Origin of the sequence: Enterovibrio norvegicus (genome assembly GCF_002876705.1) — a bacterium.
Taxonomy (GTDB): domain Bacteria; phylum Pseudomonadota; class Gammaproteobacteria; order Enterobacterales; family Vibrionaceae; genus Enterovibrio; species Enterovibrio norvegicus_B.
In genome coordinates this window covers 171987-185137 of sequence record NZ_MDAG01000002.1, presented here as the reverse complement: position 1 = coordinate 185137, position 13151 = coordinate 171987, and the positions used below count along the sequence as shown (strand labels likewise).

The following is a 13151-nucleotide window of genomic DNA, read 5'->3' as shown; positions in this document are numbered from 1 at the left end:
GAACGAATCACGGGTTTGAGTGTATCGCTTCGCGATATGTCGCAAGCCTAGGCGGCCCCGTTAAGTCTCACAGGGGGAGCCACTTTTCGTGATTGGTTCGAAGAACGAATCACGGGTTTGAATGTATCGCTTCGCGATATGTCACAAGCCACACAATCTGTTCCCCCTTAGTTCAGTTGGTAGAACGGCGGACTGTTAATCCGTATGTCGCAAGTTCAAGTCTTGCAGGGGGAGCCACTTTCAAACAAAAAACCCAGCTTTTTAGCTGGGTTTTTTGTTATCTGCACTTTAATTCTTCCTGCGTGAAATTGTTGCTGCCTTATTGATACCGTGTAAAGTTGGCACTAAGTCGCATAAAGAATGACCATAATGGTCATTTTCATGAAAAACCCTTCCGCCTATCAGTTGTTATAGACGCGCCAAAGTCCGATAATATAAAGATCTCTTTAAAATTTTCGAAGAATGGCATGACTGAGTATTTGTTGCTTCTTGTCGGCACCGTCTTGGTGAACAATTTTGTGCTGGTTAAGTTTCTTGGCTTATGCCCATTTATGGGTGTATCAAAGAAGCTAGAAACCGCTATCGGTATGGGTCTCGCAACGACCTTTGTGCTTACACTCGCATCGGTAAGCGCCTACCTTGTGGAAACATACGTACTTGAGCCTTTAGGCATCGAGTACTTGCGCACACTCAGTTTCATCCTCGTGATTGCCGTTGTCGTGCAGTTCACAGAAATGGTGGTTCACAAAACAAGCCCAACACTTTACCGCTTATTAGGCATCTTCTTGCCATTGATCACGACAAACTGTGCCGTTCTCGGTGTAGCACTGCTTAATATCAATGAAAGACATAACTTTATTGAATCCATTATCTATGGCTTTGGCGCAGCTGCTGGCTTCTCACTTGTTTTGATTCTGTTTGCAGCAATGCGCGAACGTATCGCTGCAGCAGATGTGCCTCAACCTTTCAAAGGTGCGTCCATCGCTATGATCACCGCAGGCCTTATGTCTCTCGCCTTTATGGGCTTCACTGGTTTGGTGAAATTGTAATGACCGGAATTTTGATTGCGGTACTTGCTATCGCCGTCCTGGCTGCCGTATTCGGTATTTTGCTTGGTTTTGCTTCCATTCGTTTCAAAGTGGAAGCTGATCCGATCGTCGAGCAAATCGACGCCATTCTGCCGCAAACGCAATGTGGTCAATGTGGCTATCCTGGTTGTCGCCCTTATGCGCAAGCCATAGCCAACGGTGATGACATCAATAAATGCCCTCCCGGTGGTCAAGCGACCATCGTGAAACTCGCTGACCTTATGGGCGTTGAAGTCACTGAATCTGCGCATGATGAAGAAACCAGCCTAAAAACTGTCGCGTTTATTCACGAAGACGATTGCATTGGCTGCACCAAATGCATTCAAGCCTGTCCGGTGGATGCCATCATTGGCAGCACCAAAGCCATGCACACCATCATCAAAGATGAATGTACCGGCTGTGATCTTTGTGTCGCGCCGTGCCCTACTGACTGTATAGAAATGATCCCGGTTCAAACCACCCCTGAAAATTGGAAATGGCAGCTCAATCAAATTCCTGTTGTTCAACTCCCTGCCGACAGCGCAAAAGGAGTTAAGCAAGCATGATCGCGTTACTTGAACAAATTAAACATGGGCAGGTGTGGGATTTCCATGGCGGCATCCACCCGCCGGAAAACAAGCGTCAGTCTAGCGAGCAATCCATCATTCCTGTCGATATTCCGAATGAAATTGTTCTGCCACTGAAACAACACATTGGTTCTGCGGGTCAGGTACTGGTGAACATCGGCGATCGCGTTCTTAAAGGACAGCCGCTCACTAAATCGGACACGCTCCAATCTTGTCCTGTACATGCGCCAACGTCAGGCGAAGTTGTTGCCATTGAGCCTCGCACCATTGCCCACGCATCAGGGTTAAGCGATACCTGCTTGGTGATTCGTCCAGATTTCGAAGAAGTATGGGGCGATAAATCCCCCATCGAAAACTACCAAGATACCGCGGCAGATGCATTGGTCGATCATATCCGAATGATGGGCATCGCCGGCATGGGTGGCGCAGGCTTCCCTTCTGCCCGTAAGCTACAAACAGGTCTTGCGCGCACAGAAATACTGATCATCAATGGCGCCGAATGTGAGCCTTACATTACCGCTGACGATCGCTTAATGCAGGAACACGCTGATGAAATTGTTCAAGGCGTCGAAATCCTCCAACACATTGTGCAACCTAAACTGGCAGTGCTCGCGCTTGAAGACAATAAGCCAGAAGCCATTGCTGCGTTAAAGCTGGCGATTGGTGATAAGAAAAACATCATCGTTCAAGTGGTGCCAACGAAATACCCTTCTGGCGGCGAAAAGCAGCTCATTAAGCTCATCACGGGTAAAGAAGTTCCCGCGAAAGGGATCCCTGCTGCCATTGGTGTGCTGATGCAAAACATCGGTACCGTTCATGCTATTAAGCGCGCAGTCATTGATGGTGAGCCATTGGTTCAGCGCGTGGTAACGCTCACGGGTACCACGCTAGAAGAACAACGTAATCGTTGGGTATTGCTTGGCACACCCGTGCGTTTTCTGCTTGAAAAGCATGGCTACAAACAAGATAAACGCCTTGAGCGTTTAATCATTGGTGGCCCAATGATGGGATTTACCGTGCCACATGCGGATGTACCTGTCACGAAAGTGACTAACTGTGTGTTAGTGCCAAGCCGACGTGAAATCGCGCCATCCCAAGGTGAAATGGCCTGTATTCGCTGTAGCGCTTGTGCAGAAGCATGTCCTGCTTCTTTATTGCCTCAGCAACTTCAGTGGTACGCAAAAGACCAAGACTTCGACAAGTGTGAAGAATATAACTTGTTCGATTGCATAGAATGCGGCGCTTGTGCGTATGTTTGCCCAAGTGAAATTCCCTTGGTGCAGTATTACCGCCAAGCAAAAGCAGAAATTCGCCATCTAAATGCAGAAGCGGTGGCTGCAGAACGTGCACGTGAACGCTTCGAAGCGAAAAAAACGCGCATGGAACGCGAAAAAGAAAAACGCGAAGCTCGTCATAAAGAGGCGGCAGAAAATCGTCGTAAGGCGATGGAAAAATCCAGTGACGGTGACGCCATCGCTGCAGCCATTGCCCGAGTGAAAGCAAAATCAGAACAAGGTAGCGCTGCGACCGCAGTTAAACCTGCAGTGGCTGCTGCCATTGCTAAAGCAAAGGCGAAACAAGCCGAAGCCGCAGAAAGTGGCCAAGCCGAGCCTGATAACAGCGAGATGAAGAAACTGCGCGAAGAGCGTAAACGCCAAGCTCGTGAGCGCAAAGCAGAGCAAGCGGCTCTGGCTGAACCATCGAACGTGAATGCCAGCGAAAGCGCTGCAGATGTAGATCCGAAAAAAGCGGCTGTCGCTGCCGCCATTGCTCGTGCCAAAGCACGCAAAGATGCACAGCAAGCTGATGCGCCGCAAGCAGCAAAAGAAGAAAGCGCAGCTGACGTCGATCCGAAAAAAGCCGCTGTTGCTGCTGCCATTGCTCGGGCTAAAGCGCGCAAAGAAGCGCAACAAGCTGATACACCGCAAACATCAGAAGATGAAAGCACGGCGGATGTCGATCCGAAAAAGGCGGCTGTTGCTGCCGCCGTGGCACGAGCAAAAGCACGCAAAGCAGCACAGAAAGCAGAAGCGCCTACGGAAACAAACAACGCACCTGCAGAGCCTGAGACGGTTGAACCGGTTGTTGAAGATATCGATCCGAAAAAAGCCGCTGTCGCTGCTGCCGTTGCCCGTGCCAAAGCACGCAAAGCGGCACAACAGGCCGAGGCATCACCGGAAACGGATGCTGATGCCTCTGAATCTGACACTGTCGAACCAGCCGCCGAAGACATTGATCCGAAGAAAGCCGCTGTCGCTGCTGCCGTTGCCCGTGCCAAAGCACGCAAAGCGGCACAACAGGCCGAGGCAACAACGGAAACAGATGCGGACGCCTCTGAATCTGACACTGTCGAACCAGCAGGCGAAGACATCGATCCGAAGAAAGCCGCTGTCGCTGCTGCCATTGCACGTGCCAAAGCACGCAAAGCAGCGCAGATAAAGAAAAACGACGAGGATAAATAGACGTGGCCTTTTTTATTGCCAGTAGCCCGCACAGCCACAACCGCAAAAGTACCAGCGACATCATGATGATGGTGATCCTTTGTACGCTTCCAGGCATTGCTGCGCTTTGTTATTTCTTTGGCTGGGGAGTGCTACTCCAAATCACGATTGCCTCTGTCACAGCCATGTTGGCTGAAGCGGCTATCGTCGCCATGCGCAAACGTCCAGTAAAACGCTACTTACAAGACAACACCGCACTACTCACTGGCTTACTGATTGGCATTGCCGTGCCTCCATTCGCACCTTGGTGGATTGCGGTTATCGGGGCACTGTTTGCGATTGTGATTGCAAAACATCTTTATGGTGGACTGGGTCAGAATCTCTTCAACCCAGCCATGGTCGCGTATGTTGTCTTGCTGATTTCATTTCCAGTACAAATGACCACATGGCTTCCGCCTTCTTCATTGATCGCGCAGCCATTAGGTTTTATGGACAGCGTATCGACGGTTCTGACAGGCTTAAGCACCGATGGATTCAGCGTTGACCAATTACGCCATACCGTAGATGGTATCACCATGGCGACGCCGCTAGACACCGTGAAAACGGCATTGTTAGCAGGTAAAACGGCCTCTGAAGCCGTTCAAGAGCCAGTATTTGGCACCTTTGTTGGGCTAGGCTGGGGATGGGTTAACCTTGCCTTCTTGGCGGGTGGGTTAGTGCTTCTCAAACAACGCGTTATTCAATGGCAGATCCCGGTCGCCATGCTGGTGACCCTGTTTGTTTTTAGCGTTTTTGGTTATGCCATCAGCCCTGATGCTGTCGCTACCCCACTCATTCACCTGTTCTCAGGTGCAACCATGCTGGGCGCCTTTTTCATTGCAACCGATCCGGTTTCAGCTTCAACCACAACCAAAGGCCGATTGGTATTTGGTGCCATGATTGGCATGCTGATCTACCTCATTCGCACGTTTGGTGGTTTCCCAGATGGCGTCGCATTTGCTGTTCTGATAGCAAACATGTGTGTGCCATTGATTGATTACTACACCAAACCAACCACCTACGGTCACCAGAAGGAAAGCAAATGATTCGCGCGATGAGAAACAACGGTGCGATTCTGGCAATCGCTGCGCTGCTTTCTACGGGGTTAGTGGCCATAACACACTCACTCACGGAAGACACCATTGCCGAACAGCAACGTTTACAGTTGTTAGAGGTATTGAACCAAGTGATTCCTGCTGACATTCATGACAACCCTTTGGCAAAGACCTGCACGCTAGTCACAAGCCAAGACCTTGGCACGGATGCACCTATGCCAGTGTATCTCGCCAGTAAAAACGGTGAGCCAACAGCCATGGCTATTGAAGCCATCGCACCAGATGGCTACAACGGAGCCATCAAAGTGCTTGTCGGTGTAGATACCAACAACACCGTATTGGGTGTTCGCGTACTTCAACACAATGAAACACCCGGTCTCGGCGATAAAATTGATTTAAACGTGTCTGATTGGGTATTGTCGTTCAGTGGAAAAACGCTTGAAAGTGCTGATGACAAACGTTGGGCAGTGTTCAAAGATGGCGGCCAGTTTGACCAGTTCACAGGTGCAACCATCACGCCCAGAGCCGTGGTGAGTGCAGCCCGAAAAGCAGCATGGTATGTCAGCCAACATCAAGAACAAATCATTCGCCAACCTCGTGACTGTGGAGATGCATCATGAGTCAAAACAAAGAATTGATGAAAAATGGGTTGTGGAATAACAACCCCGCATTGGTGCAACTTCTTGGCTTGTGTCCTCTGCTCGCGGTTTCCGCCACCGTCACTAACGCACTTGGGTTGGGGCTTGCCACCCTGTTAGTGCTTGTCGGCTCGAACCTTATCGTTTCATTGGTTCGCCAGTGGGTACCGAAAGAAGTCCGCATCCCGATCTTCGTCATGATCATTGCGTCACTGGTCACCTGTGTGCAGCTGCTGATGAACGCCTATGCCTTTGGCCTTTATCAATCATTGGGTATTTTCATCCCATTGATCGTGACCAACTGCATCATCATCGGTCGAGCTGAAGCCTTTGCCTCTAAGAACACGCCATTGCCATCAGTGCTTGATGGATTTTGGATGGGCATGGGCATGACCGCATCGCTTGTCGTGCTCGGCGCGATTCGTGAAATTCTAGGTAACGGTACCTTGTTTGATGGTGCAGACCGCCTTCTTGGTGATTGGGCGGCGGGCATGCGCATTGAAGTGTTCCACTTCGACAGTGCATTCTTGCTGGCTATGCTACCACCCGGTGCATTCTTAACCGTAGGCTTCTTAATTGCTGCGAAGAACGTGTTGGATGAACGCCAAGCGAAGAAACAGCCAAAAGAAAAAGCCGTGATCGAACGTGTGCGCATCACCTCGGCAGATTAAAAAACGCTTTACGGATGAAGAATGAATAACCAAAAACGTGTTGAGATATTAGAGCGCCTTCGCGCTGAAAACCCGCACCCAGAAACCGAGCTAAATTGGACGTCACCGTTTGAACTGCTGATCGCAGTACTGCTATCTGCGCAGGCCACGGATGTAAGTGTCAACAAGGCGACGGATAAGCTTTATCCGGTTGCCAATACACCGCAAAGCATCTTGGACTTGGGCGTTGATGGGGTTAAGGGCTATATCAAAACCATTGGGTTGTTTAATTCAAAGGCCGAAAACGTCATCAAGACATGCCGTATCTTGGTTGAACAGCACGGTGGCGAAATACCAGAAGACCGAGAAGCGCTAGAAGCGTTACCCGGTGTCGGACGTAAAACCGCAAATGTGGTACTTAACACCGCATTTGGCTGGCCAACCATCGCTGTTGATACCCATATCTTTCGCGTATCTAACCGTACTAAATTCGCGATGGGCAAGAATGTTGATCAGGTAGAAGAAAAACTGCTGAAAGTCGTACCAAAAGAATTCAAAGTGGACGTGCACCATTGGCTCATTCTGCATGGACGCTATACATGCGTCGCGAGAAAACCGCGTTGTGGTAGTTGCGTGATTGAAGATCTTTGTGAGTTTAAAGACAAAATCTACCCAGACGAGTAAGCACACCGTCATCAAAACGGGCAAACGTCCCCCTTAGGCATTCTGGATGAATCTTAATCGATAGCGACGCCCAAGAGGGCGTAGACTGTCGGTAAAAACAATAAAGGAGAGCAACATGAGCAACGGTCGTATTCTGCATACCATGATCCGCGTTGGCGATTTGGATCGTTCAATAGGCTTTTATACCGACGTCATGGGCATGCAATTACTGCGTAAAAACGAAAATGAACAGTACGAATACACCCTCGCATTCGTGGGTTACGGTGATGAATCAACAGGCGCAGTGATTGAGCTTACTTATAACTGGGGCACCACTGAGTATGAGCACGGTTCCGCATTCGGCCATATAGCAATCGGTGTTGATGATATTTACGCAACCTGTGACACCCTGCGTGCAGCCGGTGCAAACATCACCCGTGAGCCAGGCCCAGTAAAAGGCGGCTCAACCGAAATCGCCTTCGTTGAAGACCCTGATGGCTATAAGATCGAGCTTATTCAAAACAAGAGTGCGTCTGCAGGTCTAGGGAAGTAATCGACGTTTTCGCATTCCCAAACGCTTAACGGTCCGTATTTAAAAGCCATGCTGATACTGATTCCGCATGGCTTTTCTCTTTTATGCTCTCCACCCTCTTCATTACCGCCCCCTCAATGCATTCACGCTGACGCTGATCTTTTTGTTCCATATTCAATTTTTGAATGAAAACCGCCTAAAGACATTTTGCATGATAAGCGTGAAGTGTTGTGTCAATCACAAAGAAAAAGAATGAAACATTCGCCAAGTAAAAAGGCAGCATGGCCTTCTTATTTGCATCATTGCAACAGTGCTAACAACTGCGTTGCAAGTGATTAATTTGTCAACAATTAAAAATATTCGTGATGCAATTCAGATAGTTGAACGAAACCATAAAACGCAGCTTTTTATCTGATAGTCTCTACACACTGTCTCATTAACAAGACGACAACCAGGATGCTAAACCGCCGTTACACACTTCAAATACACATTGCTGGCATTTTCTTTTCGGTGGTATCTGTTCTATCCATTATTTTAATCGTGCTCAGCTACCAAAACTCAAAAGCGCTCAATCAAGAACTTGCAGAAGAACGCACTCGCCAAAATGCTGAGCAAGTAAAGCTGGCTTTTCAAAAGCTCACTTTGCCCGTCCTTACCGCCATTGATTCTTTAGCAGTTTCAAAATATGGCCGTCAGTTACATGCTTCTAACGATAAACAATGGCTTTCTACCATTAATGCCGTGATGGAAAACAACCCAGATGTATTGTCAGTGTACGTCGGTTATCCGTCAGAGGAATCCGCGTTTGTGCGTTCCACCAAGCCCACCTTTATGAGGCACCAATTTTCAACACCTGACAATAGTCACCTCATGGTGGACATCAATAACAACAATGGACTTCAGGTGCGTTCTTATTACGACGAGAAGCTCAATTTCATCTCGGTCGACACAGATAGCATCGACTATAAACCAACCACTCGACCATGGTATAAAGCTGCGCCAGAGAGCGGTAAAATCCACATAACTGATCCCTATTTCTACTTCTTCATACAGCGAATGGGCATTACGCTATCACGCCAGTTGCCCGACAACGATGGCGTCATCGCTGCAGACATCACCCTCGCGTCACTGTCGAGTTTCCTCAATAGTCTGATGGACTCGGAAGACACTCAGCTCATGTTGCTCGACGACAGCCGTAAGATCTTCGCACACACTGGCTTTCTGCCAGACGCATCGTCTGGCCGTTCACAGAAAGAACACCTACAAGCCCTTTCCGCGTCTCCATTGAACAATCTCTATAAAACCGACGATTGGCAAAAAACCTCACTCAACGTCGAACACAAAGGGGAAACATGGATGCTGAGTTTGGCGCGCATCACATTTGGCGGGGAGCGAGGGCTTTGGCTCGCAAAAGCCATACCGGAGAAGCAATTGATAGGCAGTGCGATTGACGCGAGAAACAATCAAATCATCATCAGCTTCCTTGGCCTTGTTCTTGGCACTGCCATGGTCTTAGTGGCGTCAGCAAGAATTGCTACGCCCCTGAAAAAACTGGGCGAAGCCACAAAGAGGATTCGCCAATTCGATTTTTCTACCGTGTCAAAGGTGAAATCGAATGTCGTTGAAGTGAAAGAGTTGTCTGAGTCCATCAGCATGATGTCCGACACCATCAGCGGTTTCCTCGATACCTTGCATCGCGTCTCACACAGTACGAATTTTGATTCGCTTCTCACCGACATCGTTTTACATTGCCAACAAACTACAGATGCCGACTATGTCTTGATGTGGACGAACTCCGCGAAAGATCGCGACATGCTTGAACTGACTGCCCAATACCCGTCCACGACTTGCGGCAGCAATATTCATTTAGAAAAATTGCTGTCCACGTCAACGCGTGTTCAAGCAGATCTCTCTAACCAAAATTTCGTCAGTTTTACGCCTTCGATGGCAGAACAAGACAGCGGCAATTTACCTTCCTCACTTCACCATGCTTGGTTATTAAGACTGAACAATCGCGACGGTGACTGTATTGGTTATGTCATGGTTGGCTTTAATCGACCCGTATCAGCAAAACAGGAAGAGAAACTGCCCTTCATTCGTCAGTTCTTGGGTTTCGCCTCACTCATCAAAGAAAATTGGGACCGCGTCGTCGCTCAAAAACATCTTTTCAAATCCTTCATTGAAATGATGGCATCGGCCATCGATACCAAATCACCGTACACTGGCGGACATTGCCAACGTGTTCCTGAACTTACCTTTATGCTGGCCGATGCAGTCAACAAGGACACCACGTATTTCCCTGACTTTACGCTCAATGAACAATCACGAGAGGCGCTGTATTTTGCTGCATGGCTGCATGACTGTGGCAAGGTGACGACGCCTGAATACGTCGTTGATAAAGCCACCAAATTGGAGACCATTTACAATCGCATCCACGAAGTGCGTACCCGCTTTGAGGTATTAAAGCGCGATAAAGAAATTCAGTATTGGAAGAAGCGTGCCGAGGGTGAACCTCAACAAGAACTCGACGTTTGGTTGAAAAAGGAACTTGAAGCACTAGATGAAGATTTTGCGTTCGTTGCAAAAAGTAATGTCGGCGCAGAGTTTATGGATGAGCAAAGCGTTACGCGTCTCAACATCATTTCGCAACGTACCTGGTACCGCACCATTGACGACACGCTCGGCCTTTCATGGGAAGAAGAAAGCCGCCGCAAACAAATGCCATCATGCGCGCTGCCTTGCAAAGAGCAGGTGCTTTCCGATGATCTCTATCACCACATTCCTTGGCTTGATCAGCAGAAAGAGACGTTTGAAAACTGGGCATTTAGCCTCGCTATTCCAGAGCTTCAATATAACCGTGGTGAATTGTATAACTTATCGATTCAACGTGGCACGTTAACGGAAGAAGAGCGCTTTATCATCAACGATCACATCATCCAAACCATCAACATGCTCAAAAAACTGCCTTACCCTAAACACCTAGAGCTGGTGCCTGAGATCGCAGGTGGGCACCATGAAAAACTCGATGGCAAAGGTTATCCCTATGGGTTAGATGAAAGTAACTTATCCATCGATGCCCGTATCATGTCAGTCGCCGATATTTTCGAAGCATTGACTGCCAGCGATCGCCCTTACAAGAAAGCTAAAACCCTCAGTGAAGCACTCAAAATCCTCGCGTTTATGGCCAAAGATAGGCACATCGATCCGAAACTTTATAAGATCTTCATTGAACAGAAAGTATACCTACAATATGCCGATGCTTTTTTGCCTGCATCTCAACGCGATAACGTCGATGAAGCAGCGCTACTCAGAATCATCAAACCCAAACAAGAAAAGCAATCAGCAACCGTTAACGAAGCCTAAAACGAAAAATCCCCGCACTCATCGAAAGTTCGGGGATTTTTATTGCTCTTTACCACTATGTCCTTCGATAGACAACGTCTATCGAAGACGCCATACGATGAATGCTTAGATAATCGAGCGTCCTAGGGATATCACAACACGACGGTTTTTGTTTCGTCCTATTGGGCTGTCGTTTTCCGCAATCGGTCGACGTTCACCAAATGCTTCAATACCAATACGGTCTTTCGGTAACCCTAGCGACATAAAGTAGCCTTCCAAGGTTTTAGCCCGTTTCTCTGACAAGTTTTGGTTGGCAGCTTTCGCACCACGACCGTCTGTATACGTCGCCAGTAACACCAAATCGATGTCAGGACTGTAGCGAACAAACTCGGCAATTTGAGCCAGCTTTGCCATGGAAGATTTGTTTAGCTCGTCCCCATTGTCGTCATAATGCAATGTGGTAAACGCAATATCTTCAAATGAATACGGCAGTAATCTGTCTACACAACTGCTGAATTCGTTATAACTTGTTTGAAAAGCGACCGGCGATAATGACACATCAACGCGTTTTCCTTTGCTTTGCCACTCTCTAAAGCTAAAGGTCGGGAAGCGCCCATTTTCCAGCTCAGCCAACATGCTCCAAGCCGTCTGACCATCTACATATCCGTCGAACTGCTTATAGAAACGAATACGATCGATATACTCCGCCCTGTCACCCGGCATCCATACGGCCGGCATAGACAACAACGCCACATTCTCCGTTTTGCCCATCGGGCGGCGCATTTGCAATTCAAAATCGAGGTTGATTTTTTTACTGGCGCGTGACGTAAAGGTGGCATTGCCAAAGTTGGGGATCATATGCTCAACGCGACACTCAATCGGAGAGTCCACCGTCATTTGCCAAACAGACTCTGTTGGCTTTGCACCATACAACTTGGTGGCATTCGCTGTCACAGGCAAGGTGCTAGCAGCAATGCAAAGCGATAACAGCGTAAAAGGCTTGGCGAATGTCATGGCAGGGCTATGTCCTGTTCAAGTGAATGGATAAGTCTCTATTGTATCGGAAAACACGACCAGTTCTTTAGGCCTATTTTAGACTGCACATTCCCTCTAACGCAGAAAACATGGGCAAGATTTGAGGCTGCGACATTATCCGCACGATAACAATGGGAACAGTATATACATAACTAACCGGAAGATGCCTTTAGAACCCGCGTCGCTTCTGCCATAATGCCTGCCTGATTTACTTTTACCTTTGTAGACATGAGCCAAGAAACCAACCTAAATACCCTAAAAGCACGATTTCGTGGATATTTCCCAGTCGTCGTCGATGTTGAAACTGCGGGTTTCAATGCAAAAACAGACGCGCTTCTGGAGATTTGTGCCGTCACCCTGAAAATGGATGAAGAAGGTTGGTTAATGCCAGATAAAACAATGCACTTTCACGTTGCCCCCTTTGAAGGCGCAGTTTTAGTGAAAGAAGCCTTGGAGTTTAACGGCATTCGTGACCCTTTCAGCCCACTGCGTGGGGCTGTTGATGAGTCACATGCACTCAAAGAAATCTTTAAGCTCATTCGTAAAGAGCAAAAAGCACAAGGTTGCCAGCGCTCTATCATGGTGGCGCACAATGCCAACTTTGATCATAGCTTTGTTATGGCTGCGACTGAGCGAAGCGCATTAAAGCGTAACCCCTTCCACCCTTTTGCCACATTCGACACCGCTGCATTAAGCGGCCTCGCATTGGGACAAACCGTGTTAGCAAAAGCCTGTGCAACCGCAGGGATTGCCTTCGACAACCGCGAAGCGCATTCGGCGCTATACGATACAGAGCGTACTGCGGAGCTATTTTGTGAGATTGTTAACAGATGGAAGAAATTAGGCGGTTGGCCTGTCGTTCCTGTGGAAAATGATTCCGAACAAACCCCAGAAGAGTAACTCGCTCCCACCTTGATATAAGCTGGCGGATCTGCATGAAAAATAAGACGATCCGCCCACTCTACCACCTTGCCCATCACACGTTTTAAACAAAAGTATGAAATAACTCTCATCTATGCCGAAAAATTAGGTTAGATCTTGCGCAAACTATTGATAACAAAAAACCTACATTTTCATTTCCATGTTTATACTCTCTTAGAAC

Annotated in this window: 11 protein-coding genes and 1 tRNA gene; 11 read left to right on the top strand and 1 reads right to left on the bottom strand. The window is 48.2% G+C overall.

From position 1 onward, the window contains the following. Positions 1 to 161 precede the first annotated feature (161 nt). The 10 genes from BCT27_RS02005 to BCT27_RS01960 all read left to right on the top strand — a co-directional run bounded on the left by BCT27_RS02005 (position 162) and on the right by BCT27_RS01960 (position 11035). Positions 162 to 237: transfer RNA gene (locus BCT27_RS02005), tRNA-Asn, on the top strand. A 230-nt stretch (positions 238 to 467) separates the two neighbouring features. Then, positions 468 to 1049, top strand: a complete 582-nt coding sequence (gene rsxA / locus BCT27_RS02000; RefSeq protein ID WP_017009631.1) for an electron transport complex subunit RsxA — start codon at positions 468 to 470, stop codon at positions 1047 to 1049. Continuing rightward, on the top strand, positions 1049 to 1633 hold the full coding sequence (gene rsxB / locus BCT27_RS01995; RefSeq protein WP_017012804.1) for an electron transport complex subunit RsxB: 585 nt from the start codon (positions 1049 to 1051) through the stop codon (positions 1631 to 1633). Before rsxA ends, rsxB begins: the two co-directional genes overlap by 1 nt. Beyond that, complete coding sequence (gene rsxC, locus BCT27_RS01990) at positions 1630 to 4116, top strand: electron transport complex subunit RsxC (protein WP_102394887.1); 2487 nt, start codon at positions 1630 to 1632, stop codon at positions 4114 to 4116. The genes rsxB and rsxC overlap by 4 nt, the downstream gene beginning before the upstream one ends. 2 nt (positions 4117 to 4118) lie before the next feature. Continuing rightward, entirely contained in the window at positions 4119 to 5180 is a 1062-nt protein-coding gene (gene rsxD, locus BCT27_RS01985) for an electron transport complex subunit RsxD (protein ID WP_102319582.1), read from the top strand. Then, complete coding sequence (gene rsxG, locus BCT27_RS01980) at positions 5177 to 5809, top strand: electron transport complex subunit RsxG (RefSeq protein WP_102391033.1); 633 nt, start codon at positions 5177 to 5179, stop codon at positions 5807 to 5809. Before rsxD ends, rsxG begins: the two co-directional genes overlap by 4 nt. Further along, positions 5806 to 6498, top strand: coding sequence for an electron transport complex subunit E (locus BCT27_RS01975; RefSeq protein ID WP_017007663.1), 693 nt, complete (start codon positions 5806 to 5808; stop codon positions 6496 to 6498). The genes rsxG and BCT27_RS01975 overlap by 4 nt, the downstream gene beginning before the upstream one ends. Before the next feature lie 21 nt (positions 6499 to 6519). Continuing rightward, a complete protein-coding gene (nth, locus tag BCT27_RS01970; RefSeq protein ID WP_102391034.1) occupies positions 6520 to 7161 on the top strand; it encodes an endonuclease III in 642 nt (213 codons plus the stop codon). A 115-nt stretch (positions 7162 to 7276) separates the two neighbouring features. Beyond that, on the top strand, positions 7277 to 7693 hold the full coding sequence (gene gloA / locus BCT27_RS01965) for a lactoylglutathione lyase (RefSeq protein ID WP_074926163.1): 417 nt from the start codon (positions 7277 to 7279) through the stop codon (positions 7691 to 7693). 435 nt (positions 7694 to 8128) lie between these two features. After that, complete coding sequence (locus BCT27_RS01960; RefSeq protein WP_102394886.1) at positions 8129 to 11035, top strand: HD domain-containing phosphohydrolase; 2907 nt, start codon at positions 8129 to 8131, stop codon at positions 11033 to 11035. Positions 11036 to 11140: 105 nt separating this feature from the next. Here the strand turns inward: BCT27_RS01960 and motY are convergent, their stop codons facing one another. Beyond that, positions 11141 to 12028, bottom strand: coding sequence for a flagellar protein MotY (motY, locus tag BCT27_RS01955; RefSeq protein WP_102394885.1), 888 nt, complete (start codon positions 12026 to 12028; stop codon positions 11141 to 11143). Between the two features lie 249 nt (positions 12029 to 12277). Between motY and rnt the strand changes: the two genes are divergently transcribed. Continuing rightward, positions 12278 to 12949, top strand: a complete 672-nt coding sequence (rnt, locus tag BCT27_RS01950) for a ribonuclease T (protein WP_017016116.1) — start codon at positions 12278 to 12280, stop codon at positions 12947 to 12949. Positions 12950 to 13151: the final 202 nt, after the last annotated feature.

What these genes read in the sequence shown, in the direction of transcription:
- rsxA (WP_017009631.1), top strand. Translation starts at nt 468, where the DNA reads ATGACTGAGTATTTGTTGCTTCTTGTCGGCACCGTCTTGGTGAACAAT.
- rsxB (WP_017012804.1), top strand. Translation starts at nt 1,049, where the DNA reads ATGACCGGAATTTTGATTGCGGTACTTGCTATCGCCGTCCTGGCTGCC.
- rsxC (WP_102394887.1), top strand. Translation starts at nt 1,630, where the DNA reads ATGATCGCGTTACTTGAACAAATTAAACATGGGCAGGTGTGGGATTTC.
- rsxG (WP_102391033.1), top strand. Translation starts at nt 5,177, where the DNA reads ATGATTCGCGCGATGAGAAACAACGGTGCGATTCTGGCAATCGCTGCG.
- BCT27_RS01975 (WP_017007663.1), top strand. Translation starts at nt 5,806, where the DNA reads ATGAGTCAAAACAAAGAATTGATGAAAAATGGGTTGTGGAATAACAAC.
- nth (WP_102391034.1), top strand. Translation starts at nt 6,520, where the DNA reads ATGAATAACCAAAAACGTGTTGAGATATTAGAGCGCCTTCGCGCTGAA.
- gloA (WP_074926163.1), top strand. Translation starts at nt 7,277, where the DNA reads ATGAGCAACGGTCGTATTCTGCATACCATGATCCGCGTTGGCGATTTG.
- BCT27_RS01960 (WP_102394886.1), top strand. Translation starts at nt 8,129, where the DNA reads ATGCTAAACCGCCGTTACACACTTCAAATACACATTGCTGGCATTTTC.
- motY (WP_102394885.1), bottom strand. Translation starts at nt 12,028, where the DNA reads ATGACATTCGCCAAGCCTTTTACGCTGTTATCGCTTTGCATTGCTGCT.
- rnt (WP_017016116.1), top strand. Translation starts at nt 12,278, where the DNA reads ATGAGCCAAGAAACCAACCTAAATACCCTAAAAGCACGATTTCGTGGA.